At 73.7% G+C, this 26,164-nt stretch carries 17 protein-coding genes and 1 pseudogene; 6 read left to right on the top strand and 12 right to left on the bottom strand.

Annotated elements, in window-relative coordinates; genetic code table 11:
- Positions 1-482: 482 nt before the first annotated feature.
- Together ABT122_RS02525 and pulA are read left to right on the top strand one after the other, a co-directional pair.
- Positions 483-1,829, top strand: a pseudogene (locus tag ABT122_RS02525) (alpha-amylase); the annotation flags it as partial.
- A 50-nt stretch (positions 1,830-1,879) separates the two neighbouring features.
- Positions 1,880-7,213, top strand: a complete 5,334-nt coding sequence (gene pulA, locus ABT122_RS02520) for a pullulanase-type alpha-1,6-glucosidase (RefSeq protein ID WP_502976084.1) — start codon at positions 1,880-1,882, stop codon at positions 7,211-7,213.
- Between the two features lie 86 nt (positions 7,214-7,299).
- Here pulA and ABT122_RS02515 read toward each other — a convergent pair whose 3' ends face one another.
- From ABT122_RS02515 to ABT122_RS02495, 5 genes are all read right to left on the bottom strand, one after another.
- Positions 7,300-8,016 carry a TetR/AcrR family transcriptional regulator gene (locus ABT122_RS02515; protein ID WP_351544122.1) on the bottom strand — a complete coding sequence of 239 codons (717 nt, stop codon included), beginning with the start codon at positions 8,014-8,016 and terminating at the stop codon, positions 7,300-7,302.
- 453 nt (positions 8,017-8,469) lie between these two features.
- A complete protein-coding gene (locus tag ABT122_RS02510) occupies positions 8,470-11,583 on the bottom strand; it encodes an alpha-N-acetylglucosaminidase (RefSeq protein WP_351544119.1) in 3,114 nt (1,037 codons plus the stop codon).
- Between the two features lie 441 nt (positions 11,584-12,024).
- Positions 12,025-12,672 (bottom strand): response regulator transcription factor, encoded by a 648-nt coding sequence (locus tag ABT122_RS02505; protein WP_351544116.1) that lies wholly within the window; start codon positions 12,670-12,672, stop codon positions 12,025-12,027.
- Positions 12,657-13,958, bottom strand: a complete 1,302-nt coding sequence (locus tag ABT122_RS02500) for a sensor histidine kinase (protein ID WP_351544113.1) — start codon at positions 13,956-13,958, stop codon at positions 12,657-12,659. Before ABT122_RS02500 ends, ABT122_RS02505 begins: the two co-directional genes overlap by 16 nt.
- 116 nt (positions 13,959-14,074) lie before the next feature.
- On the bottom strand, positions 14,075-15,112 hold the full coding sequence (locus ABT122_RS02495) for an NAD-dependent epimerase/dehydratase family protein (protein WP_351544110.1): 1,038 nt from the start codon (positions 15,110-15,112) through the stop codon (positions 14,075-14,077).
- Positions 15,113-15,933: 821 nt separating this feature from the next.
- Between ABT122_RS02495 and ABT122_RS02490 the strand changes: the two genes are divergently transcribed.
- Together ABT122_RS02490 and ABT122_RS02485 are read left to right on the top strand one after the other, a co-directional pair.
- Positions 15,934-16,554 carry a hypothetical protein gene (locus ABT122_RS02490; protein ID WP_351544107.1) on the top strand — a complete coding sequence of 207 codons (621 nt, stop codon included), beginning with the start codon at positions 15,934-15,936 and terminating at the stop codon, positions 16,552-16,554.
- Positions 16,555-16,599: 45 nt separating this feature from the next.
- A complete protein-coding gene (locus ABT122_RS02485; protein WP_351544104.1) occupies positions 16,600-18,051 on the top strand; it encodes a PepSY-associated TM helix domain-containing protein in 1,452 nt (483 codons plus the stop codon).
- A gap of 57 nt (positions 18,052-18,108) precedes the next feature.
- On the opposite strand, the gene ABT122_RS02480 is transcribed toward ABT122_RS02485, so the two are convergent.
- Together ABT122_RS02480 and glnII are read right to left on the bottom strand one after the other, a co-directional pair.
- Complete coding sequence (locus tag ABT122_RS02480; RefSeq protein WP_351544102.1) at positions 18,109-18,741, bottom strand: winged helix-turn-helix domain-containing protein; 633 nt, start codon at positions 18,739-18,741, stop codon at positions 18,109-18,111.
- 506 nt (positions 18,742-19,247) lie between these two features.
- Positions 19,248-20,276 (bottom strand): glutamine synthetase, encoded by a 1,029-nt coding sequence (glnII, locus tag ABT122_RS02475; protein WP_351544099.1) that lies wholly within the window; start codon positions 20,274-20,276, stop codon positions 19,248-19,250.
- Between the two features lie 206 nt (positions 20,277-20,482).
- Here glnII and ABT122_RS02470 point away from each other — a divergent pair, with 206 nt between their 5' ends.
- Positions 20,483-21,394: a Gfo/Idh/MocA family oxidoreductase gene (locus ABT122_RS02470; protein WP_351544096.1), complete on the top strand. Its 912-nt coding sequence runs from the start codon at positions 20,483-20,485 to the stop codon at positions 21,392-21,394.
- Positions 21,395-22,221: 827 nt separating this feature from the next.
- On the opposite strand, the gene ABT122_RS02465 is transcribed toward ABT122_RS02470, so the two are convergent.
- Entirely contained in the window at positions 22,222-23,178 is a 957-nt protein-coding gene (locus ABT122_RS02465) for an aminoglycoside phosphotransferase family protein (protein WP_351544093.1), read from the bottom strand.
- Positions 23,179-23,233: 55 nt separating this feature from the next.
- Entirely contained in the window at positions 23,234-23,632 is a 399-nt protein-coding gene (locus ABT122_RS02460; protein WP_351544091.1) for an ArsC/Spx/MgsR family protein, read from the bottom strand.
- Positions 23,633-23,765: 133 nt separating this feature from the next.
- Here ABT122_RS02460 and ABT122_RS02455 point away from each other — a divergent pair, with 133 nt between their 5' ends.
- Entirely contained in the window at positions 23,766-24,089 is a 324-nt protein-coding gene (locus ABT122_RS02455; protein WP_351544088.1) for a hypothetical protein, read from the top strand.
- 166 nt (positions 24,090-24,255) lie between these two features.
- On the opposite strand, the gene ABT122_RS02450 is transcribed toward ABT122_RS02455, so the two are convergent.
- The 3 genes from ABT122_RS02450 to ABT122_RS02440 all read right to left on the bottom strand — a co-directional run bounded on the left by ABT122_RS02450 (position 24,256) and on the right by ABT122_RS02440 (position 26,125).
- Positions 24,256-25,167, bottom strand: a complete 912-nt coding sequence (locus tag ABT122_RS02450; RefSeq protein ID WP_351544085.1) for an MOSC domain-containing protein — start codon at positions 25,165-25,167, stop codon at positions 24,256-24,258.
- Positions 25,154-25,747: a GNAT family N-acetyltransferase gene (locus tag ABT122_RS02445; RefSeq protein WP_351544082.1), complete on the bottom strand. Its 594-nt coding sequence runs from the start codon at positions 25,745-25,747 to the stop codon at positions 25,154-25,156. The genes ABT122_RS02450 and ABT122_RS02445 overlap by 14 nt, the downstream gene beginning before the upstream one ends.
- 78 nt (positions 25,748-25,825) lie before the next feature.
- Entirely contained in the window at positions 25,826-26,125 is a 300-nt protein-coding gene (locus ABT122_RS02440; protein ID WP_351544079.1) for a mycothiol transferase, read from the bottom strand.
- Positions 26,126-26,164: the final 39 nt, after the last annotated feature.

Here is a 26,164-nt window from a genome sequence, read left to right as displayed (position 1 = left end):
GGGCTGCTGCTGCGGCGTGAAGTTAACAGTCTTGCAAGACTTTGCGAAAGACCTTGCAGAAAGAAAACGGCAAGATTTCGATGTTGTGACCTCCCTGTGTCCTGCGGATGTCGCAGCGGTGTCCAGGGGGTTGACCTCCGGTCAGTGCTGCTCCTACGGTCTGCTGCCAGGCAGGTCGGCGCGGTTGCTGCAAGAACCGGCAGGATTCATCAGCAAGTTTGCAGAGAACCTCAAGACCCTTTCCGGGCAGCCGCGTCAGTGACGGCAGGACCCCCGCTTCCCCCAGGTGCGCACAGCGCTGTGCAGGAGGAGATATGGCCGCCAGAGCCAGAGCCAGAGCCGGAGCAGAAGCCGGAGCAGAAGCCGGAGCGGAGTCCGGAGCCAGAGCCGGAGCAGGAGCCGGAGTCAGGGGGAGGGCCGGGGGCCGGGGAGGAGGCGGGGGCCGGGGCAGGGCGGGCAGAGCCCTCGCCGCCGGGCTCGCCCTGGTCGCGGGCGCCGCGCTCGCCCTCACCGCACCCGCCGGCGCGGCACGGGCCGCGCCCCCCGGCCCCAAGGACGTCACCGCCGTCCTCTTCGAGTGGAACTTCGCCTCCGTCGCCCGCGCCTGCGCCGAGCGGCTCGGCCCCGACGGCTATGGATACGTCCAGGTCTCCCCGCCCCAGGAGCACATCAGGGGCGACCAGTGGTGGACCTCGTACCAGCCCGTCAGCTACCGCATCGCCGGCCGGCTCGGCGACCGGGCCGCCTTCGCCTCGATGGTGAACACCTGCCACACGGCCGGGGTGAAGGTCGTCGTCGACGCCGTGATCAACCACATGGCCGCGGGCGACGGCACCGGCACCGGCGGCACCCCGTACCGCAAGTACGACTACCCCGGCGTCTACTCCGGCGCCGACCTCGACGACTGCCGCTCCCCGATCGTCAACTACCGCGACCGCTGGCATGTGCAGCACTGCGAGCTGGTCGGCCTCGCCGACCTGGACACCGGCGAGGAGTACGTGCGCGGACGCATAGCCGGCTATCTCGACGATCTGCTCTCCCTCGGTGTCGACGGCTTCCGGATCGACGCCGCCAAGCACATGCCCGCCGCCGATCTCGCCGCCGTCAGATCCCGGCTGAGCGACCCCGGTGTGTACTGGAAACAGGAAGTCATCCACGGCGAAGGCGAGGCCGTCGCGCCGGGCGACTACCTCGGCAACGGCGATGTCCAGGAGTTCCGGTACGCCCGTGACCTCAAGCGGGTTTTCACCTCCGAGAACCTCGCGTACCTCAGGAACTACGGCGAGGGCTGGGGCTATCTCCCCTCCGCGCGGACCGGGGTCTTCGTCGACAACCACGACACCGAGCGCGTCGGCGACACCCTCAGTTACAAGGACGGCTCCGCCTACACCCTCGCCAACGTCTTCATGCTGGCCTGGCCGTACGGCGCGCCCGATGTCCACTCCGGCTACGAGTGGAGCGACAAGGACGCGGGCCCGCCCGGCGGCGGGCGGGTCGGGGCCTGCTGGACCGACGGCTGGAAGTGCCAGCACGCCTGGCCCGAGATCGCCGCCATGGTCGCCTTCCGGAACACCGCGCACGGACAGCCGGTCACCGACTGGTGGGACAACGGCGGCGACCAGATCGCCTTTGGGCGCGGCAGCCGGGCGTACACCGCCCTCAACCACGAGACCCGTCCGCTGACCCGGACCTTCCAGACCGCGCTGGCGCCGGGGAGCTACTGCGATGTGCAGTCCCGGCGCACGGTGACCGTCGACGGCTCCGGCCGTCTCACCGCCACCCTCGCCCCGGGCACCGCCCTCGCCCTCCACACCGGCGCGCGGAACTGCGCCTGAGGCCCCCTGTTCCCGCCCTCCGCACGGCACCCCCTGGAGACACCTTGATACGCCCCGGACCGGTGGCGGTCGCCCTGACCGCCGCCCTCTGCGCCACGCTGCTGCCCGGCGCGCCCGCCCTCGCGGGCCCCGCCGGCCCCGCCGCCTCCGCCCCGGCGGGGAAGCCACCCCCGCCGCCCTCGGACGCGGCCCTCGCCGCCGAGCCCGCCCGGCACGACCTCACCCGGGAGCAGTTCTACTTCGTCCTGCCCGACCGGTTCGCCAACGGCGACCCCCGCAACGACCGGGGCGGCCTCACCGGCTCCCGGCTCACCACCGGCCACGACCCGGCGGACAAGGGCTTCTACCAGGGCGGCGACCTCAAGGGGCTCACCGCGAAGCTCGACTACATCAAGGGCCTGGGCACCACATCGCTCTGGCTCGCCCCCCTCTTCAAGAACCGGCCCGTCCAGGGCGAGGGCAAGGACGCGTCGGCCGGCTACCACGGCTACTGGATCACCGACTTCACCCGGGTCGATCCGCACTTCGGGACCAACGAGGACCTGGAGAGGCTGATCGACCAGGCCCACGCCAAGGGCATGAAGGTCTTCTTCGACGTCATCACCAACCACACCGCCGACACCGTCGACCACGCCGAGAAGACCTACGGCTACAAGCCCAAGGGCTCCCACCCCTATCTCGACCGGGGCGGCCGGCCCTTCGACGACCGCGCCGGCATCCGCCCGGTGGACGGCGACTCCTTCCCGTACACGCCGAGGCCGCGCGACGGGAAGAAGGTCCCGGAGTGGCTCAACGACCCGGAGATGTACCACAACCGGGGGGACTCCACCTTCGCCGGGGAGAGCGCCGAGTACGGCGACTTCTCCGGCCTGGACGATCTGTGGACCGAGCGTCCCGAGGTCGTGCGCGGGATGGAGAAGATCTACCAGAAGTGGGTCCGCGACTTCGACATCGACGGCTTCCGCATCGACACCGTGAAACACGTCGATATGGAGTTCTGGACCCAGTGGGCCACCGCGCTCGACGCGTACGCCGCCCGGCAGGGCCGGGACGACTTCTTCATGTTCGGGGAGGTCTTCTCCGCCGACCCCGCGACCACCGCGCCCTATGTCACCCGGGGCCGGCTCGACTCCACCCTGGACTTCCCGCTCCAGGACGCGATCCGCGCCGTGGCCTCCCGGGGCGCCCCCGCCGAACGGCTCGCCGGGGTCCTCGGCCAGGACTACCGCTACACCACCGACAAGGCCAACGCCTATGAGCAGGTGACCTTCCTCGGCAACCACGACATGGGCCGCTTCGGAACCTTCCTCCGGCAGGACAACCCGGGCGCCGACGACACCGAGCTGCTGCGGCGGGCCCGGCTCGCCAACGAGCTGATGTTCCTCACCCGGGGGAACCCGGTCGTCTACTACGGCGACGAACAGGGCTTCACCGGCGCCGGCGGCGACAAGGACGCCCGCCAGAGCCTCTTCGCCTCCAGAACACCCGACTACCTCGACGACGACCAGCTCGGCACCGACCGCACCCACGCCACCGACGCCTACGACGGCGGCCACCCGCTCTACCGCTCCATCGCCGCGCTCTCCCGGCTGACCCGGGCCCACCCGGCGCTGCGCGACGGCGTCCAGCGCCAGCGGTACGCCGAGGGCCCGCTGTACGCCTTCTCCCGGATCGACGCCGAGCGGCGGTACGAGTACGTCGTCGCCGTCAACAGCGGCACCGCGCCCCGGACCGTACCCCTCACCACCGGTACCCCGGACACCGCCTTCCGCACCCTCCACGGCGGCGACGCCCGCCCCCGCACCGACTCCGCCGGACGGCTCTCCGTCACCGTCCCGCCGCTCTCCTCCACCGTGCTGCGGGCCGACCGGCCGCAGCCGCTGCCCACCGCCGAGCCGGTGATCAGCCTGAGGGCACCGGCCGCCGGGGCCACCGGCACCGTCGAGATCAGCGCCGACGCCGACGCGGGGGAGCTGGGCCGGGTCGTCTTCGCCGCCCGGACCGGCGACGGCCCCTGGCGCACCCTCGGCTCCTCCGACCACGCGCCCCACCGGGTCACCCAGCACCTCGACGAGAAGGTCCGGGCCGGTACACCCCTGCGGTACAAGGCGGTCGTGGTGGACGCCGCCGGGCGCACCGCGAGCGCCCTCGCGTCCTCCACCGCGGGCCAGGCACCGCCGCCCCGGAAGCCGGTGGCCGTCGAGCGCGAGTGGGCCGTCGTCCACTACCAGCGGCCCGGCGGCGACTACGACGGCTGGCGGCTGCGGAGCGGGAACACCACGGCGGCCTTCACCGGACGCGACGCCCACGGCGCCTTCGCCTGGGTCGAGGTCCCCGACGGCGCCGCCACCGTCCCGTACACCGTCGAGAAGGACGGCACCCAGGACGGGCCCCCGCGCACCATCGACCTCTCCCGCACCGGCCAGGTGTGGATCACCCAGGGCCGGGACGGCCAGTCCGACCGCGCGCCCGACGGCGTTTATCCGCCCCAGGACAAGGGCAAGGCGGTGCTGCACTACCACCGCCCCGACGGCGACTACGACGGCTGGGGGCTCCACACCTGGACCGGCGCCGCCGAGCCCACCGACTGGTCCAGGCCCCTGGAGCCGGTCCGCAGGGACGCGTACGGAGTGACCTTCGAGGTCCCGCTCGCCCCCGGCGCCACATCGCTCGGCTACATCGTCCACAAGGGCGACGAGAAGGACCTCCCCTCCGACCAGTCACTCGATCTCGCCACCCACACCAACGAGGTCTGGCTGCTCGCCGGCCGGCCGGGGTACCTGCTGCCGCAGGCCGGCGCGGTGCCCTCGCTCGACCTCGGCAGGGCCGAGGCCCAGTGGATCGACCGGAACACCGTCGTCTGGAAGGTGAAGGCGACCGAGGCCACCAGCCAGCAGCTGGTGTACGGGACCGGGGAGCCGATCACCGTCAAGGACGGGGCGCTCAGCGACGAGGGCCGCTGGCTGCGGCTCGGACCGGCCTCGCTCACCGGGGCGCAGAAGGCCAAGTTCCCGCATCTGAGGGAGTACCCCGCCTTCACCGTCGACCCGCGCGACCGGGACCGGGTCCGCCACTCCCTGCGCGGACAGCTCATCGCCACCCAGCGGGCCGCCAACGGGGCGCTGCTCGCCGCGACCGGCGTGCAGACCGCCGGGGTCCTCGACGATCTGTACGCGGCGAAGGCCACCGGGGCCGCGCTCGGACCCGTCTTCGGCCGCAACGGCGTCACCCTCTCCGTCTGGGCGCCCACCGCCCGTACCGTCTCCCTCGAACTCGACGGGCGGACGGTCCCGATGCGCCGTGACGACCGCAGCGGCGTCTGGTCGGCGGCCGGACCCCGGAGCTGGACCGGGAAGCCGTACCGCTACCAGGTCACCGTCTGGGCACCCAGCGTCGGGAGGACCGTCACCAACCAGGTCACCGACCCCTACTCCACCGCGCTCACCACCGACTCCGCCCGCAGCCTCGCCGTCGACCTCACCGACCCGAAGCTCGCCCCCAAGGGCTGGCGGACGCTGCGGAAACCGGCCGCCGTGCCCCTGCGCGACGCCCGGATCCAGGAGCTGCACATCCGCGACTTCTCCATCGCGGACCGCACGGCGCGCAACCCCGGCCAGTACCGGGCGTTCACCGAGCGCGACTCGGCCGGGATGCGGCATCTGCGCGAGCTCGCCGACAGCGGCACCTCCTACCTCCATCTGCTGCCCGCCTTCGACATCGGCACCATCCCCGAGCGGAAGGCGGCCCAGCAGACCCCCGGCTGCGACCTCAAGATCCTCGCGCCGGACTCCCCGGAGCAGCAGGCGTGCGTCGCCCGGTCCGCCGCGAAGGACGCCTACAACTGGGGGTACGACCCGCTGCACTACACCGTGCCCGAGGGCTCCTACGCCTCCGACCCCGAGGGCACCCGGCGCACCGTCGAGTTCCGTGAGATGGTCGCCGCGCTCAACGGCATCGGACTGCGCACGGTCATGGACGTGGTCTACAACCACACCGTCGCCGGCGGCCAGTCCGAGAAGTCGGTGCTCGACCGGATCGTCCCCGGCTACTACCAGCGGCTCCTCGCCGACGGCTCCGTCGCCACCTCCACCTGCTGCGCCAACACCGCCCCCGAGAACGCCATGATGGGCAAGCTGGTGGTGGACTCCGTCGTCACCTGGGCCAAGGAGTACAAGGTCGACGGGTTCCGCTTCGATCTGATGGGCCACCACCCCAAGGCGAACATGCTCGCCGTCCGCGAGGCCCTCGACGCGCTCACCCCCGCCCGGGACGGCGTCGACGGAAAGAAGATCGTCCTCTACGGGGAGGGCTGGAACTTCGGCGAGATCGCCGACGACGCCCGCTTCGTCCAGGCCACCCAGAAGCACATGGCCGGCACCGGTATCGCCACCTTCTCCGACCGCGCCCGCGACGCCGTGCGCGGCGGCGGCCCCTTCGACGCCGACCCCGGTGTCCAGGGCTTCGCCTCCGGTCTCTACACCGACCCCAACCCGGCGGCCGGGAACGGCAGCCGCGACGAGCAGCGCGCCCGGCTGCTCCACTACCAGGACCTGATCAAGGTCGGGCTCACCGGCAACCTCGCCTCCTACACCTTCACCGACACCCGGGGCCGCACCGTCAAGGGCTCCGACGTCGACTACAACGGCGCGCCCGCCGGCTACGCGGACGCCCCCGGCGACGCGCTCGCCTACGCCGACGCCCACGACAACGAGACCCTCTACGACGCCCTCGCCTTCAAGCTCCCCCGGGACACCTCCGCCGCCGACCGGGCCCGTATGCAGGTCCTGGCCATGGCGACGGCCGCGCTCTCCCAGGGCCCGGCGCTCTCCCAGGCCGGAACGGACCTGCTGCGCTCCAAATCGCTCGACCGCAACTCCTACGACAGCGGCGACTGGTTCAACGCGATCCACTGGGACTGCCGCGACGGCAACGGCTTCGGCCGGGGGCTGCCGCCCGCGCCCGACAACCAGGACAAGTGGCGGTACGCGAAACCGCTGCTCACCGCCGCCTCCCTGACCCCGGGGTGCGAACAGATCAGCGGCGCCTCCGCCGCCTACCGGGATCTGCTGAAGATCCGCGCCACGGAGCCGGTGTTCGGCCTCGCGACGGCGGAGCAGGTGCGGTCGGCGCTCTCCTTCCCGCTCTCCGGACCGGACGAGACACCCGGGGTGATCACCCTGCGCGCCGGTGAGCTGGTGGTGGTCTTCAACGCGACCCCCGAGCGGCGGGCCCAGCGCCTCGGCGGCTCCTCGGACCACACCCTGCACCCGGTCCAGGCCGCGGGCGCGGACCCCACGGTGAAGACCGCCTCGTACGACCGCGCCACCGGGACCTTCTCGGTGCCGGGCCGGACGGTGGCCGTCTTCCGGCGGGGGTGAACAGTCCGGTGGACGAGGCCGAGGGCCCCGGGAGTCCGCTCCCGGGGCCCTCGGCCTGTGTTCTGTGTTCTGCGCTCTGTGTACGGTCAGGGGGTGCGCGGCCCCGGCAGCACGGCGGGCGCGATGGCCATCAGCCGGTCCACCAGCTCCCCGAACGGCCCCTCCAGCGGCTCCTGCTCCAGAATCCGCACCACCACCGCCGCCATGGCGTCGTCATAGGCGGCACTGACCGCGCAGAGCGCCGCGAAGTCGTGCACGAGCTTCAGCTCCAGCTCGGCGCGCGGGATCTCCCGCCCGTCCAGCCAGAGCAGCGCCGTCGACTCGGCCAGCGACACCCAGGAGCGCACCACCAGAGCGAGCCGGGCCGGCGGGGTGTCGATGCCCAGATGCGCCATGATCTGGTCGTAGGCGGCCTGCCGGACCTCGTCGATCATCGCGTTGGTCGTCGTCGACCCGACGGCCGGGCCGCCGCGCATCAGCGCGGAGAACCCGGGGCCGTGATGGTCCACGAAGTCGAAGAACCGCCGCATCACCCGCAGCAGCCGGAGCCCGAGGGGGCCTTCCCGGGGTTCCACGAAACGGGCGGCCAGTTCGTCGGCGGCGCGGCGCAGGGCTGCCTCGTAGAGGCTCTGCTTGCCCGGGAAGTAGTGGTAGACGAGGGGGCGGGAGATGCCCGCCGCGGCGGCTATCTCGTCTATCGAGACCTCGTCGGGGGAGCGGGCGCTGAAGAGTTCCAGTGCCACACCGATCAGCTGCTGTCTGCGCTCCTCGACGCCCATCCTGCGGCGTACCCCGGTCGTCATACCGACACCCTACCGACTGCGCCCCGCGCACCAGTTCTACCCGCCACCCCCCGCATGGCGCGGCCCCGGCTCGGCGGCCGGCCCCCGAGCCCCCGCTCCTCAATCGCCGGAGGGGCTGGGGTGGTGCTGCTCAGTCGCCGGGGGGCTGGGTCCACTCAGCCCGTCCGGCGTTGGGGAGGGACCCCGCGCCCCGGGTGGCCCGAGCCATCTCAGCCCGTCCGGCGTTGGGGAGGGACCCCGCGCCCCGGGTGGCCCGAGCCATCTCAGCCCGTCCGGCGTTGGGGACGGACCCCGCGCCCCGGGTGGCCCGAGCAAACTCAGCCCGTCTGGGGGCACCTCCCAGAGGCAGCTCTGGGGGAGTTTGAGGACGGACCCCGCGCCACAGGACCCCGCACGCCGCGAACCCGGGGCGCGAAAAGCCGCAGTGGGCGGGCCGCAGCCGTGAGCCGGGGGTCACCCCGGGCTCACCTCCCACTCGCTGAAGCGGACCGTCCCCCGCACCCCGCTCCCCCCGTTTATGGCCGTCATGAACATCCCCACATCCTGCACCGCCCCCGCCCCCGGCACCCCCACCGTCCCCACCGTCCGCCAGCTCTCCCCCCCGTCCACCGAGAACTCCCCCGTGTACGACACCCCCGGCTCCCGGGTCAGCCGCAGCAGCACCGGAGCCCGCACCCCCGTCACCCGCCGGTAGGTGTCCAGGGTGCCGTCGCCGTTCGAGTCGTACGACAGGGCCACCCCCTGCCCCGGGGTCACCGCCAGATTCACGAAGCCCCGCGCGCCCTGCGCCGCCAGCTCGTCGCGGGCCACGATCCCGGCCCGCGCCCACGACCCCGTGTTCTCCTGCGCGTCCACCCGCACCACCACCCGCGTCCCCGCAGTCAGCGCCCGCGCCCGGTACGCCGTGCCGAAGTGCGCCGTACCGCGCCACAGATCACTGCCCCCGCCGTTCACCGCGAACCGCTCGCCGAGCTGCCCGAAGACCGCCGCGTTGTTGGTGAAGACGGACCAGCCGGCCGCCAGCGGCGCGGCCATGTGCAGCGCGCCGCGCTGGGTGACCGATACCCGGCTCCCGCCGCTCGGCCCGTACCGCACCCCGAGTTCGTACGGCAGCGAGCGCAGCGGCTCGGTGAGCGGCTCGGCCGGGGCGGTCACCCGCCAGGAGACCGACCCGGACGAACCGGCGGGCACGGACGGCAGACTCGTCGGCCCCTCGGGCACGGGAGCCAGCTCCGCGCCGGCGAGGGCCAGATCGACCCGGCCGGTGGCGCGCAGCCCGCTGAGGTTGCGGAAGGCGGCCGTCACCGTCCCCGAACTGCCCGGGGAGAAGGCGCCGGGCTCCACCGACACGGCGGTGTGCCCCTGGTAGGGCGCGGTCACCAGGGTCTCGTACACCCGGGACGCGACCTTGTGCGCGTCGCCCGTGGGCCGGACCGGATACGCCCTGCGGTCCCTGGTCCAGGTCTCCTCGTCCGGGTACCAGTCGAACGGCTTCGGCGCCCGGCCCTCCGCGAGCGCCGCCCCCGCCTCGGTCAGGAACGCCTCCCACTGCGGCACATGGACATCGCTGATCAGCCCGTTCCAGTCCCGGTTGGCGTAGTTGCTGAGCTGCCCGGCCGCCGCCCGGTCACCCCAGGTCGTCACCAGCACCCGCGCGGTCCGCTCCAGCTCGACCGCCTCCGCCGGGCTGGTCGCCAGCCGCTTGGCCTCCTCCAGCCAGGGCCCCAGCAGAAACGCCCGGTGGCAGCCGGCGACCGTGTCGGCCAGCCGCATCAGCTTCAGCCAGAGCGCCGTCACCCCCCGGAAGGTGGTCACGTCCCCGGCGCTGTACGCGGCCCGCAGCACCAGTTGCAGGGTGCGCGACCGGTTCGCCAGCGCCTGCCGGGTGATGTCGGTGAGATCGTGACGGTACGCGTCCGAGTCCCGCAGCCCCGGGCGCACCCTCAGCAGCCCGGCGAGCGCCCGGTCGAACACGGCCGGGTCGAAGGCCGTCGCGATCGCCGAGGTCAGATTCGGCCGCCGCAGGAACAGCGAGTCGAAGGGCCGTCCGTCCGTGCTGGTCAGCCGGTACGCGGTGGCCGCCAGCGCGGCGAACGCCGACCGCGCCTGCGGATCGTCGCCGCCGTACCGGAACCGGGTGTACTCGGCGAACCACGCCTCCCGGTCGATCCGCTCCTCGCGCCACGCCAGCTCGCTGAAGAGTTCCAGCGCCGCCGGGTCCCGCTCGGCGGCCTCCGGCATGTAGGCCGTGCCGGCCAGCGCGCTCCCCGGCTTGTCCCGCCAGGCCGTGAACTTCGCCGTCCACCGGTCGGTGTTCGCCCCGATGGTGGTGCGCCCGCCGAAGTTGGGGATGGTGCCGAAGGCGTACGGAGCCCCGCCCCACTCGGTCTCCCGGTCGGTGACCGTGTCCAGGTCCGAGAGCCCGTCGACGATCAGCACCCGGCTGGTGTCGATGGCCGCCAGCAGCGCGGGGCGGGGGTTGGCCTGCCAGCCCAGGATCACCCAGGTCGCGTCCGGGCGGGCGGTCCGCAGCGCGGTCTCGACCGCGCGCGCGGCGTCCGGGACCGGCACGTCACCGGCGTTGCCGCCCTCGTGCAGCAGATCCATCTTGAAGAAATCGGTCGCGCCGAAGAGTTCCTCCTGGTGCCGGTAGAAGGCGGCGGCGGCCTCGGCGAAGACCCTGGTGCGCGGATCGAGCCAGTCGGGGCGGGGGAGCCCGTTCCAGCTTCCCTGGGGGATGGTCCGGGCGCCGGGGTTGCGGGCGGCGAAGCCGTCCGGGACCGTGCCGAAGTACCCCGGCAGCACCGGCCGCATGCCCAGCTCCCGCATCCGCGCCACGATCCGCCGACCGAGTTCGGTGCGGGCCTCCAGCAGGGCGGGGGAGACCGGGCCGCCGTACTCGCTCATGTTCTGGAGCAGCCACCACGGCTGGTGCGAGGGGGCGGGCAGCCAGGTGCGGGCCTCGGTGTCGGTGTAGCCGAAGTCGAGCAGCAGCCGGTGGTAGACGGCCTCCTGCCCGGGGGTCACCAGCACCTCGTTGCAGCCGTGCAGGGCGAGCACGTCGAGCAGCCGCTCCCAGCGCGCCCAGTCGGCGTACGGCCCGGTGTAGCCGTCGTGGGTGTCGTTGTACGCGAACCGGTGCGGCACGGTCGCCGAGCGGGTGAGCGTCCGGCGCGGCGCGGGCAGGGTGTCCGGCAGCTCCAGCCGGCTGCCGGACCAGGAGATATGGGCCCGGCAGGTGTACTTGAGGTACCAGTGCACACCGGTGAGCTGGACGGCGGGCGAGGTGCCCGCGACCACGATCCGCCCGGCGGTGCCGGTCACCCGGAAGCGCTCGGCGCCGCTGAGCGCGGACAGCTCGAACTGCTCCTCGTGGTCCGGCAGCAGCCGCCGCAGCGCGGCGCGCGCCGGGGTGATGTCCGAGGCCGCGCCGGGTGTCACGGGCGCGGAGGGCACGGAGGGCACGGAGGGGAGCGCGGCGGCACCCGGCGCCGCGCCCGCGAGGGCCGCGCCCGCGCCGATCACCCCCACGGTGCCCAGGACCCCGCGTCTCGACAACTCGTCCATCAGCGCCTCCGTGTTGCCCGCGTCACACTCGGTGCATGCGTGGCGCAGGTTACCGGGCGTCCGCCCTCCGGGAACGGGGGAGCGGGGACACGGTGGCCGGATGCGGACGGGCGCGGGGCCCGGCACTCGGCGTACGGCCCCTGCGGCACCGGCAGTTGTGGTTCGGCCCCCGCCCCCGGATGTCCCTCCGCCGACGCCGCGCGATCGGCGTGGCGGCGGGCCCCGGGACCCGGCCGGGGACGGGGGAGCGGATCAACACGGCCGGGGAGCCCGGCACCCGTCCGATGGGCAGCCCGTCGCCGAGCCACCACGCGCGGGAGCACGTGCGGGACGCCTCCGGGCCCCCGGGAGCACGGCGCCGGACGGTCCCCGGCCCGGGAGGGCGGTAATCGGCCGGATCGTTTCGCGCCAGGGGCGGGGCGGCCCTGCCCGCCCCGGGGCTCAGCCGTGGTCCAGATAGGCGAGCACCGCCAGCACCCGGCGGTTGTCGTCGTCCGACACCGGAAGCCCCAGCTTGGCGAAGATGTTGGAGGTGTGCTTGGCCACCGCCCGCTCGGTCACCGTCAGCCGCTCGGCTATCGCCGCGTTGGACCGCCCCTGCGCCATCAGCCCCATGACCTCCAGCTCGCGCGGGGTCAGCCCGCCCATCGGCCTGTCCTGCGAGCGCCGGGAGAGCAACTGCGAGATCACCTGCGGGTCCATCGCCGTGCCCCCGCCCGCCACCCGCCGCACCGCGTCGACGAACTGGTCGGCGTCGAAGACCCGGTCCTTGAGCAGATAGCCGACCCCGCCGTGGCCGTCGGCCAGCAGCTCACGCGCGTACAACTGCTCCACGTGCTGCGAGAGGACCAGCACCGGCAGCCCCGGCCGGGCCCGCCGGGCGGCCAGCGCGCACTGGAGGCCCTCGTCGGTGTGGGACGGCGGCAGCCGCACATCCACCACGGCCACGTCCGGCTCCAGCTCCGCGAGCGCCTTCGCCAGCTCGGGCCCGGACTCCACCGCGGCCAGGATCTCGAAGCCGTACGCCTCCAGCATCCGCACCAGGCCGTCACGGAGGAGAAAGAGGTCTTCGGCTAGAACAACGCGCAAGGGATCTCCATGGTGACCATGGTGGGGCCGCCGGCGGGCGAGCTGACGGCCAGGACGCCGTCGAATGTACCGAGCCTGCGCTCGATCCCGCTCAGACCCGTCCCGGACCCCTCCGGCGCCCCCGCCCGCGCCTCCGGGCCGATCACCGCGCCGCCCCCGCCGTCGTCGGTGACCGCGATCCGCAGCGCGCCCTCCGCGTGGGAGATGTCCACCCAGATCCGTTCCGCGCCCGCGTGCTTGACGGCGTTGGCCAGGGTCTCGCTCACCGCGAAGTACGCCGCCGACTCCACCGCCGCCTCGGTGCGCCCCGTCAGCTCCACATCCACCTCGGTCCGGACCGGCAGCCGCAGAGCCAGCGCCTTCACCGCGTCCCCGAGACCCCGCTCGGCCAGCACCGGCGGATGGATGCCCCGGACCAGGTCGCGCAGTTCGGTCAGCGCCTCGGCGGAGTCCGCCCGGGCCCGCGCGAGCAGCAGCTTCGCCCGCGCCGGGTCCTTCTCGATCAGCGCCTCCACCGTGCCCAGGTTCATGCCCATCGCCACCAGCCGGGCCTGCGCCCCGTCGTGGAGGTCGCGCTCGATCCGGCGCAGCTCGGCCGCCGAGGTGTCCAGGGCGTCGTGCCGGGTCTCGGTGAGCCGGTCGATCCGCTGCTCCAGCTCGCCCTCCCGGTCGGGCTGGAGGACCGCCGCCGTGAGCTGGAAGTGGATACGGACCAGGGCCGGGTTGGCCTTGACCGCGAGGACGATCAGGGCGAGCGCGAGCAGCGCCGCGAGACCGCCGGTGCCCCAGCCCTGGACCGGGACGAAGGCGTACCAGTACGGGCCGTCCGAGGCGTCGGCCAGCGGTATCCACAGCCCGGCGGCGACCAGCAGCCCGAAGAGACCGTGCAGGATCAGCCCGGGGGCCGGCGCGGCGACGACCGCCCCGGCGGTCATGTCCACCAGCAGCCACTGGAGATCGCGCCAGGTGGCCGGGTCCTTCAGCATCAGGGAGCAGCGCTCGACCTGGCCGGTGACCCCGCCGCGCAGATCGCGGGGGAAGGGGCGGTGCGCGGCCGGAATCCGCCGCCCCGCCCAGGTGGCCGCCAGCAGCCGGCGCCGGGCGCTGTGCAGCCGCACCAGATGCAGGACCGCCGGGGTGGTGAAGACCCCGACGCCGATGGGGATCAGGGCGATGGAGACCACCGCCGACACGAAGAGCGTGACCGATCCGGCCAGTGCCAGCAGGGTCAGCGCCAGCCCCTGGACGGCGGCCACCACCGCCGCCCCGATCCTCGTCGCGTTCATGGCCGTCCCCCCGGGAGTGTGCGGTCCGGCCACCAGTCTGTCCCGGACACGGGGCGGGGGCACTGGGCCCCGCCACCGGACCGGGGGTGTAGCCGACACCACCCTCCGGCCTTGTCCTAGGGCCCCACGGGACCGGCCGCGCCGGGGGCCGGGCGGTCCCCGGCCAGGCCCAGTACCCGGGCCTCCAGCTCCGGTGCCAGCCCCGCCGCCGCCCGCACCGGGCGCTCCCCCGACTCCCCGGCGTCCCGCATCCACGCCCACGTGTCGGCCACGGTCTCCGCGAGCGGCCGGCACCGCAGCCCGGCGCCGGACGCCTTGGCGACGCTCAGCCCGTAGAGCGCGTTGTGCAGTTCGGCGGCCTCGGTGCGGGGGACCCAGAGGGGGAGGTGCGTCCAGGGCTCGATGCCCGCAGCGATGATCGCCTCCGGCGGGGTCCAGCGCAGCTCGGCGACCGAGCCGGTGACCCGCGCGCAGGCCGTCAGCACCTCCTCCATCGTCGTCCGCCCGGCCTCGCCGACGAGGTTGTACGGGCCGCTGAGCCCGGCCTGCGCCGCCGACAGGGTCCACTCGGCGAGATCGCGTACGTCGATGTACTGGAGCGGGTTGTCCCGGGGGCCGGGGGCGAGGACCGGGCCGCCCCGGGCGACGCGCCGCAGCCACCACGGCAGCCGGTCCACGTTCTCGTGCGGGCCGAGCAGCAGCCCGGCCCGCACCAGCAGGGAGCGGTGCTCGCCGAAGGCCTCGACGGCGGCGATCTCGCCGCCGCGCTTGGCCTCCGCGTAGGGGACGCCGGACGCGTCGGGGGAGGCGTCCACGACCGGGGCGCTCTCGTCGAACCCGGTGGCGGGCGGCCAGGCGTAGACGGAGCAGCTCGACACATAGGCGTACCGCCCGGCGCGTCCGGCGAGCAGCCGCGCGGAGTCGCGCACCGCGCGGGGGTCGGAGGCCCAGGTGTCCACCACGAGGTCCCACTCCCCGCCCCGGAGCGCTTCGAGACCCCCGGGCCGCTCCCGGTCGCCGACGAGCGCCCGCACCCCGGGGGGCGCCGGGCGCCGCCCCCGGTTGAACACACTCACCTCCCACCCCCGCCCCACCCCGCCGGCCACCAGGGCCCGCCCCGCGAACTCGCTCCCGCCCAACACCAATAGCCTCATCCCCCCACCCTGCCCCGTGCCCCCCTGCTGCCACCACGTCTTTCTGCTACGGGAAGAACCTCCCGTGCTGACTCGCTCCCTCCGGGGGGTGCCTCCGGACGGGGCCGGGGTTTCCTCAGCCCGGCGGGGGTGGCTGAGGCACACCCCTCAGCGTGGCCGGGGAGCTGAGCCGCATCACCCAGTCTCGCGGAGGTCCCGAGGCACGGCATCCACCTCTGCGGGGGAGCCGAGGCACAAAGCCAGGCACGACCCCCTGCCTCGCCGGGGAGCCGAGGCACGAAATCCACCTCTGCGGGGGAGCCGAGGCACAAAGCCAGGCACGACCCCCTGCCTCGCCGGGGAGCCGAGGCACGAAATCCAGCCTCGCCGGCGTTTGAGGCGCGGGGGTTCGGGGGCTGGCCCCCGACCGTGGCCCGCGGGATGCGGGGTCCTGTGGCACAGGGTCCGTCCTCAATCGCCGGACGGGCTGGGTTTGTGCGGGTCACCTGTGGACCAGGGTCTGTCCTCAATCGCCGGACGGGCTGGGTTTGTGCGGGTCACCTGCGGTGCGGGGTCCGTCCTCAATCGCCGGACGGGCTGGAGCTGCTCGGGTCACCTGTGGCACAGGGTCCGTCCTCAAGCTCCCCCGGAGCTGGCCCCGGGAGGCGCCCCAGACAGGCTGGAGTTGTCGCACAGACCCCGCCCTCCCGCGCCGCACACGCCAATGCCTCCCGACCGCCACCCGGAAGGCGCGCCCCACCACCCCAAGGCCATCCCGGCGGCGAGAAAATAACCGCCCCCATGGCCCAAAACCTCCACCCCGGTGGCACCATATCCCCACCATGACAGACGCCCGCTCCCCCCTCCGCGCCCTCCGCGCCCTCCTCTTCGCGGCGATCTGCATCTCCCTTGCCACCCTCGGCCACACCCTCGTCTCCGGCCACGACATCCCCCTCACCCCCCTCCTCCCCGCCTTCCCCCTCATCTCCGCCCTCGCCTGGCTCGCCGCCGCGCGCCGGCGCGGCGCCCTCACCATCGGGCTGGGGCTGCTCGCCGTGCAGGGCGCCCTCCACCTCTACTTCGCGCGCGCCCAGCTCCACGGCGCACCCGAGCCCGCGCACCACCACACCCCCGACCCCACCCCCGACCTCGGTCTTCTCGGGCCCTCGCCCGTCGCCATGGTCGCCGCGCACCTCCTCTCCGCCGCCGTGTGCGCGGTCTGGCTGGCCCGGGGCGAAGCCGCCTTCCTCCGGCTCGCGCGCGCCGTCGCCGCCCTCGCCTTCACCCCGTTGCGGCTGCTCCTCGCCGTCGTACGGCCGCTGCCCGACCCCGCCCCCCGGCCCGTGCGCCGCCGCCCCGCCCGCGCCCGGCGCCGCAGCCTTCTCCTCGCCGACTCGCTCGTGCGCCGTGGCCCGCCCGCGCCCCTCGCACCCCGCGCCACGGCCCCCGGAGCTGCTGTCTGACCTGGGGCCGGTTCCCCATGTCACTCACAACTCCCTAGGACCGCCATGTCCATCGACGCCCCCACCGAGGGTCGTACCGAGGGCCGCACCGAGACGGAGCAGGAGACCGCCGCGACGCCCGGCGCCCCCTCCTCCACCTGGAGCGCCCTGCGGCCACTCGCCCTCCGCATCCACTTCTACGCCGGTCTGCTGGTCGGCCCGCTCCTGCTGGTCGCCGCCCTCAGCGGCCTTCTCTACGCCCTCTCCTTCCAGGCCGAGAAGATCGTCTACCGCCATGAGCTGACCGTCCCCGAGGGCGACCGCGCCCTCCCCCTCTCCGCCCAGGTCGACGCCGCCCGGGAGGCCCGCCCCGACGGCACGGTGACCGCCGTCTGGCCCGCGCCCGACGGCGAGTCCACCACCCGGGTGCTGATGAGCGCCCCCGGTGTCGAGGAGGGCAGGTCACTCGCCGTCTTCGTCAATCCGTACACCGCCGAGATACGCGGTGAGCTGCCCTCCTACGGCAGCTCCGGCGCCCTCCCCCTGCGCACCTGGCTCGACGAGCTGCACCGTGATCTCCACCTCGGCGAGATCGGCCGCAACTACAGCGAACTCGCCGCGAGCTGGCTCTGGGTCGTCGCCCTCGGCGGCCTGCTGCTCTGGCTCGGCCGCAGGCGCGCCGGCAAGCGCGCCCTGCTCGTCCCGGAGCGCGGTGCCCGGGGCCGCCGGCGCACCCTCACCTGGCACGGCTCCGTCGGCCTGTGGGCGGTGACCGGTCTCGTCCTGCTCTCCGCCACCGGACTGACCTGGTCCCGCTACGCGGGCGAGAACATCGGAGCCGTCCAGGACCAGCTCGGCGGCGCCACCCCCGCCGTGTCGGCCACCCTCGACGGAGGCTCCGCCTCCGGCGGGGGCCACGAGGGGCACGAGGGCCACGGCGGCGGCGGGGGAGCGGCCCGCCAGGGGGCGGACGTCGGCATCGACAAGGCGCTGGAGTCCGCCCGTACCGCCGGAATCGATTCCGGGAAGCTGGCTGTCACCCTCCCCTCCGAGGGCACCGGCTATGTGGTCAAGGAGACCGACACCACCTTCCCCGTCCAGCTCGACTCCGCCGCCGTCGACCCGGCGGACGGCACGGTCATCGACCAACTGCGCTTCTCCGACCACCCCGTACTCGCCCAGCTCACCCGGTTCGGCATCGACGCGCACATGGGCGTCCTGTTCGGGCTGCCCAACCAGCTCGCGCTGGCGGCCCTGGCGCTCGCGCTCATCGCGCTGATCCTCTGGGGCTACCGGATGTGGTGGCTGCGCAGGCCCACCAAGGCGCGGCTGTTCGCCGGCGGAAGGCCGGTGCCGCGCGGCGCCTGGCGGCGCGTCCCGGCGACCGCGCTGCTGCCGCTCACCGCGGCCACCGTGTTCGTCGGCTGGTTCGTGCCGCTGCTCGGCGTCACCCTGCTGGTGTTCCTGGCGTTCGACCTGGCGCTGGGAGCCGTGGCGAAGGCCCGCGCCCGGGCCTGACCAGGGGTGAGGGGGCGCGGCCCGGCCCCGGCGCGTGTGCCGGGGCCGGGCCGTCGCTCACGGTGTGTACTTGTAGCCGACCCGCCGCACGGTCTGGATCGTACGGCGGTGCTCGGCGCCGAGCTTGCGGCGCAGCCGGGCGACATGGACGTCGACGGTGCGCCCGTCGCCCACATGCCCGTACCCCCACACCGTCGTCACCAGCTGGTCGCGGGTGTGCACCCGGTGCGGATGCGCCACCAGATGCGCCAGCAGCTCGAATTCGAGATAGGTCAGATCGAGCGCCGTACCGCCCACCCACGCGACCCGCTCCGCCGCGTCGATGCGCACCGGCCCGGCCGGCTCCACCGGTTCCTCCGGCTCGTCGGGGACACGGACGGGGGTGAGTGCCGCGGGCGGATGCTGGTCGGCCGGTACGAGGACGAGATAGCCGACCATCGGCGGCCGGCCGGGCAGCCCGGGGACACTGTGCTGGGGCACGGGCAGCCAGGTGGCGCCCGGCGGCAGGAACTCCGCCACGTCGACGAGGCTGCCCGGGGGCACCACCTCGTCCCGGTCTATGGCGCGCAACCGGTGGCGGGCGGGGTTCAGCGCTCCCGCGTGGACAGCGGCGGTCGCGGCGGAGGCCGCTGAGGCGGCGCTTCCGTTGACCGCGGCGGACAGGGCGGAGAGGGGGCGGGAGTTCGCCATGAGCGGTCAGCTCTCTTTCGCGCGATGGAGTCGTCGAGTCGTCGAGTCGGTAGGACGGACGTACGTCGTGCGCGCGGGCCGAAGGCCGAAGGACGGCTTTAGAGGGCCTGCGCGTTCATCGCGCGGCAACACTCCCGGTCGAAGTCGTGGTGCTGCCGGGAGGGCCAGAAGGGCTCCAGGTCACTGCGACCTGTCGCGGGTTTCTCCAAGCTGGCCATGGGCTCATTGAAGCAGATGTCCACGGCGTGAACGAGGGCCTCTCTCACGGTTCGAGACGCCGATCGCGTCACACCCGGGCGGTGCCGTACCACCCGCCAGGCCGGAAATCCCCTCTCTGGCCGGTAACTTCCCCGCTCAGCGCGGTGGGAGCGCACCACGGCAGAGCCTCGGCCACCGGTGCCCGCCCCGGACAGCCGTCCCACTCCTCGGACACCGAAGCGGACACACCCGTGGGGGCGCCCGCCGAATCGGCGGGCGCCCCCACGGTCTTGACGGAACGGCACGGCTCAGACCTGCCCGGCCTTCTCCAGCGCCGTGCAGCAGGTGTCCACCATCAGCCGGGTCACCACGTACGGGTCGACGTTGGCGTTGGGCCGCCGGTCCTCCAGGTAACCCGTGCCGTCCTTCTCCACCTGCCAGGGGATGCGCACCGATGCGCCCCGGTCGGAGACCCCGTAGCTGTACTCGTTCCACGGCGCGGTCTCGTGCAGTCCGGTGAGACGGTCGTCGATGCCCGCACCGTAGTTCTTGACGTGGTCCAGCGGCTTGGAGCCCTCGCCCAGCGACTCACACGCGGTGATGATGGCGGCGTACCCCTCGGGGCCCTCCCGCATCACCTTCGTGGAGAAGTTGGTGTGCGCGCCCGCGCCGTTCCAGTCGCCCTTCACCGGCTTGGGGTCGAGCGTCGCCGCGACCCCGAAGTCCTCGGCGGTGCGGTAGAGCAGCCAGCGCGCGATCCACAGCTGGTCCGCGACCTCGACCGGTCCGAGCGGGCCGACCTGGAACTCCCACTGGCCCGGCATGACCTCGGCGTTGATGCCGGAGATCCCGATCCCGGCCTTGAGGCAGTTGTCGAGGTGCGCCTCCACCACGTCACGGCCGTGGATCTCGTCCACACCGACTCCGCAGTAGTAGCCGCCCTGGGGGGCGGGGAAGCCGCCGACGGGGAAACCGAGCGGACGGTCGCCCTCGAAGAAGGTGTACTCCTGCTCGATGCCGAAGACCGGCTCCTGCGCGGTGAACCGCTCGGCCAGCTCCACCAGCTCGGCCCGGGTGTTCGACTCGTGCGGGGTCATGTCCGTGTTGAGGACCTCGCAGAGCACCAGCAGATCGCCGCCGCCCCGGATCGGGTCGGGACAGGAGAAGACCGGCTTCAGTACGCAGTCGGACGCGTGGCCCTTGGCCTGGTTGGTGCTGGACCCGTCGAAGCCCCAGAGCGGCAGCTCGGCGCCGTCGCCGAGGATCTTCGTCTTGGAACGCAGCTTGGCCGTCGGCATGGTGCCGTCGATCCAGATGTACTCGGCCTTGAAGGTCACGGGGTCGTCCTTTGCGGGTGCGGCGGGCCGGTGCGGGTGGTGCGGGTGGTGCGGTGGTGCTCTCTGCGGTGCAGCTTCGCAATGTCCCATTTCCCGGCCGTTGCCCTATTGTGAACCCCGTGTTACGCGGGCCCCGGAGCCCCGTATGCCGGGTACTCACCGGATTCCGCCCCGGTGGGGCGGTGGCGCCGGTCACACTGGTACGCATGGACAATCCCGTGCGGAACCTACGTTGTGGTCTCTTCGGCGCCGGTCCGTGGGCGGAACACGCCCATGCGCCGGCCCTCGCCGCGCACGGCGGGGTGGACTTCGCCGGGGTCTGGGCCAGAAGGCCGGAGGCCGCCGCCGCGCTCGCCCGCGCGCACGGCACGGAGGCGTACTCCGGGGACGAGGGAATCGACGCGCTCCTCGCGGAGTGCGAGGCCGCGGCCTTCGCGCTGCCGCCCGACGTCCAGGCCCCGCTGGCCGCGCGGGCCGCCGAGGCCGGCCGCCATCTGATCCTCGACAAGCCGGTGGCCACCAGCGTGGCCGCCGCCCGGGAGACGGCCGAGGCGGCGGTACGCGCCGGGGTGGCTTCCGTGGTCTTCTGCACACCGCGATTCGACCCGGACACCGCGATCTGGATCGCGGAGCAGTCGGCGGCGGGCGGGTGGTTCACCGCCTCCGCGGTGTGGCTCGGCTCGCGGAACACCCCCGGCGAGGACGTCCGGTACCCGCCGTCGCCGTGGCGCCGCGAGAAGGGCGGGCTGTGGGATGTCGGACCGCATGTGCTGTCGGTGCTGATCCCCTTCCTCGGGGAGGTGACGGAGGTGAGGGCGATCCCCGGGGCGCGGGACACCGGCACCGTGCACTTGGTGCTCCAGCACGCCTCCGGCGGATCGAGCACGGCGACGATCGGCCTGGGCGCCCCCCGGAGGGCGGCCGGCGTGAGCGTCGAGTTCGCGGGGGAGCGGGGGAGGGCGGTGCTGCCGAAGGGGTCGGACGCGGTGAACGCGCTGCGGCAGGCGGTGGATGAGCTGCGCCAGGCGATCAGGAGTGGGGAGCCGAATGCGTGTGATGCCCGCTTCGGGGTGAGGCTGACGGAGATCCTCGCGGAGGCCGAATCACAACTCCCCTGACCTCACACCCCCTGTCCGACCCGCACCCCCCCCGCGCGCGCTCGCAATCCCGCACCCCCGCTAGCGAACCCGGCTCCGCCCCTCCAGCCGGTCTGGGGGCACCTCCCAGAGGCAACTCTGGAGGAGTTCGAGGACGGACCCCGCACCGGGGGTGTCCCGAGCAAACCTGGCAGGTCCGGCCCGTCCCGCCTGTCCGGCAATCCCAGCCCGTCCGGCACACCCAGCCCGTCCGGCGTTTGAGGACGGACGCCGCACCGGGGGTGGCCCGAGCAATCCCAGCGGGTCCGGCAATCCCAGGCCGTCCGGCACACCCCAGCCCGTCCGGCGTTTGAGGACGGACGCCGCACCGGGGGTGTCCCGAGCAAACCCAGCGGGTCCGGCACCCCCAGCCCGTCCGGCACACCCAGCCCGTCCGGCGATTGAGGACGGACCCTGTGCCACAGGACCCCGCATCCTGCAGGCCACGGTCGGGGGCCAGCCCCCGAACCCCCGCTCCTCAAACGCCGGAGGGGCTGGGGTGGTGCTGCCTCAATCGCCGGAGGGGCTGAGGTGGTGCGGCTCAATCGCCGGAGGGGCTGGAGTGGTGCTGCCTCAAACTCCCCCAGAGCTGCCTCTGGGAGGTGCCCCCAGCGGGGCTGAGGTGGTGCTGCCTCAATCGCCGGAGGGTTGGGGTGGTGCTCCTCGAACTCCCCCAGAGCTGCCCCCAGCGGGGCTGGATTTCGTGCCTCGGCCCGCCGACGGGGTTCGGGTAGCGCGGCCCGAACGCCGAACGCCGAACGCCGAGGGGCGCTGCCCACACGCCGGAGGAGACCCACCGGTGCGCCGGGTCAGCGCACCGGTGGGGCGGGCTCGCGGGTCAGCAGCGCACTCACCACCGCCACCTGCGCCCCCTCCACCCCCACCCCCCCATCCTCCACTTCCCACAACGCGTTCTGCAGCACCCTCCCCATCGTCCACCCCACCGCCCGCCCCCGGTCCAACCCCAGCACCTCGGTCAGCAGGTCGAAGCGGCGCAGCACCGCACGGGTGACATCCCCCGTCGGCACCACCACCTCCTCCCAGCGGGTGTCCAGCGCCGGCCACAGCTCGAAGGCGGGGTCACCGGCGAGTGGTTCGGGGTCGATGGCCAGCCAGGGCTCCCGCTGCCCGGCGAGGACGTTGTCGTAGTGCAGGTCCCAGTGGAGCAGCCGGTTCCCCGGCTCGTCGCCGATCAGCTCCGCCACGGTGTCGGCGCATCTGCGCAGCAGCCGCCGCTCGTCCGGGTCGCGCACCGCCGGAAGCGCCCTCGGCACCTCCTCCAGCATGGCGGCGGCGACATCGTCCAGCCGCCGCAGCCCCTCGGGCGCCTCCACCGCCACCAGCCGCGCCATCACCCCGGCGAGAATCCCCATCGCGGCGGTGTCGTCGGTGTCGGCGACGGACGACAGCGGGCGGGCGGCGTCCAGCCGCTCCAGCAGCATGGTGCCGGTGGCCGGATCGTGGTCGTACAGCTCCAGCACCCCCTGGCCGCCCCAGGCGCGCAGCCCGGCGGGCACCCCGGCGGTCTCCTCGGTGACCCGCTGGAACTTCACCACCGCGTCCGTTCCATCCGCCCGTCTCACCGGCAGGACGAGTGAGGCCATGCCGTGCCCGGGCAGGCCGTCGGGCCGCAGGTCCCAGCGGTCCAGGAGGTCCGCGGCCAGCTTGGGCAGCGCGGCGACCCAGGCGCGGGCGGCCGGATCGCCGACGCCGTACGACGCGGCGAAGGCGGCGGGAACGTCGAGGGACTGGGATGCGGGGCTCATGCCGGAGGCTCCTCCGAGGGTCGGGTCCGGTCCTGCGTCACCGGGCGCCGCCACCCTATGCGCGCACCGTCTCCCCGGCCTCCCCTTTTCCCCGGCGGCGCCCCAGCGCGTCCCGCACCGCCTCGTCCGTGCGCGCCACCACCGCGGTGCCGTCCTCCGCCGTGATGATGGGCCGCTGGATCAGTTCGGGGTGCCGGGCCAGCGCCTCGATCCACCGCCCCCGCGCGCTCTCCTCCCGGGCCCACTCCGCCAGTCCGAGCCGCTGTGCCCCGGGCTCCCGGGTGCGGGTGATGTCCCAGGGCTCCAGTCCGAGCCGCTCCAGCACCGCGCGGATCTCGTCCTCGTCCGGCACGTCCTCCAGATAGCGCCGCACGGTGTACGCGGCGCCTTCCGCGTCGAGCAGGGCGAGGGCGCCGCGGCACTTGGAACAGGCGGGGTTGATCCAGATCTCCATCCCGCGACGATACCCGGACGCTCTCTCGCGCGGACCCTCCAAACCCTGCCTGGCCAGGGGCGATTGTCAGTGCCGGGACCTAGAATGGAGAGCAGTTCGGGATGGTCCCGCCACCGCGCCTGGAGGTTTGCCGATGGCCGCAGCCAGAGTCATGACGAAGCCGACCGACACCGCTCACCCGACCACATCAGCAGCACCCACCGCACCCACCGCGTCCGCCGCCCCACCGCTCCGGAAGCACCCGCTCCCGGCCGGCCGCCCGCGCGAGTGGTATGTGAACCACAACCGCAGGCTCAAGGCGATGCGCCTGGCCATCGCCCTGCTCGACGGGGGTGTCCACCCCCCGGCCACCGCCGACAACGCACGGATACGGACGACGGCGGACCTGATCGGCATCCACCCGCCGTCCGACACCACCTGCCGCATGGTGCGCGCGCTGATCCGCTACGGCCGCTGACCCGCTGGGTCGTCTCTTTCGGACCGTGCCGGGCTCGCGAGCCCCGGTGCCGCGCCCCGCCGCGCTGTCGCCGGTCGCCGGTGCTCCGCGTGGGCTCCCTCCTCCGCCTCGCGATCCACGGCACCGGACCCCGCTCACCGATCCGGCCCGATCCGAAAGAAACTCCCTAGGGCCGTTGGTCCACCCCGCCCGCCGCCCCGCCCGGTGCGCTGCCCGCCGGGGCGGGGGGCGGGGGCGCCCAGCGGGTCACCCGGACCCTGTCGCCGACGGTCAGGGTGCCCGGCCGCGCCACGGCGGCCTTCACCCCGAAGCTGACCTTGTTGTCGTACTCGGGCTCGCGCCGGTAGCCGGCGAGCGTACGGATCGGCTCGGGCCCCGCCCGCACCCCGGTGGTCTGGTCGACCATCGGGACCGCACAGCGCGTCGCCCGTACCGCGTAGGCGAGGCGGACGCTCCCGGCCTCCAGTCCGCGCATCCCGTCCTCGGTGTGGGGCTCGGCGCAGCCGCCGAGGACGATGTTCGGCCGGAAGCGGTCCATCGGCACGGGCCGGCCCCCGTGGGCCTCGATCCGCGCGTTCAGACCGTCCAGCGAGGCCCGGGAGACGATCAGCAGGGCGTGCGCGTCGGCGAAGGCGACCTTCCCCGGGGTCTCGCCCCAGCCGTCCCGGTCGTACCCCGGCACCGCCCGCACCAGCCGGGACGCGGCGCCGAGCACCTCGGAGAACCACTCGGCCACGGTGTCGCCCTGGTCCGCGCCCTCGCCGATCGGCTTCCCGAACATGCTCACCGCCCGGCGCCCGGCCTCGGGGTCGACCTCGACCACCAGGGTCTCGACGCCATCGGCCGCCAGCCGCAGCCGGGCCCCGCCGTCGAGGATCTCCGGCCGGACGGCGGCCATGGCGGGCAGCGTCCGCTGACTGCGGAAGGAGCCATCGACGGCGTCCACGATCATGAAGGTGCGGTCGTGCAGCAGTCCCGTCTCCACGAGGGCGGCGGAGACCACGTCCGTACCGGCGCATCCCTTCACGGGGAAGTACGTCAGCCGTTCGACGGTGATCGCGGAGTCAGTGTTCGGCACGGAGACGCTCCTTCACGGCCGCCCACTCGTCGCCGAGGATCGAGAAGTGGACCGAGTCCCGCCAGCTCCCGTCGGGCCGCATCCGATGGCGGCGCAGCACCCCTTCGCGCCGGGCGCCGAGACGGGCGATGGCGGCCTGGGAGCGCTCATTGAGGTGGTCGGTCTTCAACTGCACCCGGCCCATCCCCAGATCCTCGAAGGCGTGGGTGAGCAGGAGCAGCTTGGCCTCGGAGTTGACCGCGGTGCGCCAGTGCTCCCTGCCGTACCAGGTCGAGCCGATCTCCAGCCGCTCGTTCCCGGCGTCGATGTCCAGATAGACGGTCCAGCCGATCGCCCGGCCGGTCCGCAGCAGAACGACGGCGAAGGGCACGCACTCCCCCCGCTCGGCCTCGCCGAGCAGCTCGCGCAGCTTCCCGCCCAGCTCGTCCTCGGTGCGCGGGGTGGGCCCGCCCAGCCAGCGCCAGACCTCGTCGTCCCCGCCGCCGGCGGCGAAGAGGTCGGGGAGGTGCGCCGGGGCGAGCGGTTCGAGGCGGATGTGCCGCCCGGTGAGGGTGATGGGCACGGGTGACGTCGCGGGCATGCCACCGACGCTAACGCTTTTCTGCATTAGCTGCAATGAATTTATGCACTAGTGCATAAAGGGCGATATGGCGGCGGCTCAGGCGCCCACCACACCGTCGATTCCCTCACGCGGCAGGCCGGCGTGCCCGTTGTGGCGCCCGTGCTCCAGGAGCACATGCGCCACCACCATCCGCAGCGACACCTCCTCGCCCCATCGCCGCTGGTACCCGGTCACGTCCAGGGGCTCGGCCGTGCGCTCGACGCGGCGCGGCAACTCCTCGTCGGTGAGCCCCGCGCACTTCATGGCGAGGGTCGCGCGGTGGCAGTCCAGGAACGCCCGGAGCGTGCCGCGTCCGCTGCCCGAGCGGGGTGGTCCCACGCGGCCGTCGCCGGTCACCGGGCGCCCTCCTCCCCGTCCGCCTGTTCCCTCGCGCGC

Source organism: Streptomyces sp. NPDC001985 (assembly GCF_040296845.1).
GTDB lineage: Bacteria > Actinomycetota > Actinomycetes > Streptomycetales > Streptomycetaceae > Streptomyces.
Note: the sequence above shows the minus strand (reverse complement) of the source record. Positions and strands in the feature narration are given on the sequence as shown.

Bases quoted from the DNA above. Each gene is read 5' to 3' on its own strand.
- ABT122_RS02515 (WP_351544122.1), bottom strand. From the start codon at position 8,016: ATGACGACCGGGGTACGCCGCAGGATGGGCGTCGAGGAGCGCAGACAG.
- ABT122_RS02510 (WP_351544119.1), bottom strand. From the start codon at position 11,583: ATGGACGAGTTGTCGAGACGCGGGGTCCTGGGCACCGTGGGGGTGATC.
- ABT122_RS02500 (WP_351544113.1), bottom strand. From the start codon at position 13,958: ATGAACGCGACGAGGATCGGGGCGGCGGTGGTGGCCGCCGTCCAGGGG.
- ABT122_RS02495 (WP_351544110.1), bottom strand. From the start codon at position 15,112: ATGAGGCTATTGGTGTTGGGCGGGAGCGAGTTCGCGGGGCGGGCCCTG.
- ABT122_RS02490 (WP_351544107.1), top strand. From the start codon at position 15,934: ATGACAGACGCCCGCTCCCCCCTCCGCGCCCTCCGCGCCCTCCTCTTC.
- ABT122_RS02485 (WP_351544104.1), top strand. From the start codon at position 16,600: ATGTCCATCGACGCCCCCACCGAGGGTCGTACCGAGGGCCGCACCGAG.
- ABT122_RS02480 (WP_351544102.1), bottom strand. From the start codon at position 18,741: ATGGCGAACTCCCGCCCCCTCTCCGCCCTGTCCGCCGCGGTCAACGGA.
- ABT122_RS02470 (WP_351544096.1), top strand. From the start codon at position 20,483: ATGGACAATCCCGTGCGGAACCTACGTTGTGGTCTCTTCGGCGCCGGT.
- ABT122_RS02465 (WP_351544093.1), bottom strand. From the start codon at position 23,178: ATGAGCCCCGCATCCCAGTCCCTCGACGTTCCCGCCGCCTTCGCCGCG.
- ABT122_RS02460 (WP_351544091.1), bottom strand. From the start codon at position 23,632: ATGGAGATCTGGATCAACCCCGCCTGTTCCAAGTGCCGCGGCGCCCTC.
- ABT122_RS02455 (WP_351544088.1), top strand. From the start codon at position 23,766: ATGGCCGCAGCCAGAGTCATGACGAAGCCGACCGACACCGCTCACCCG.
- ABT122_RS02445 (WP_351544082.1), bottom strand. From the start codon at position 25,747: ATGCCCGCGACGTCACCCGTGCCCATCACCCTCACCGGGCGGCACATC.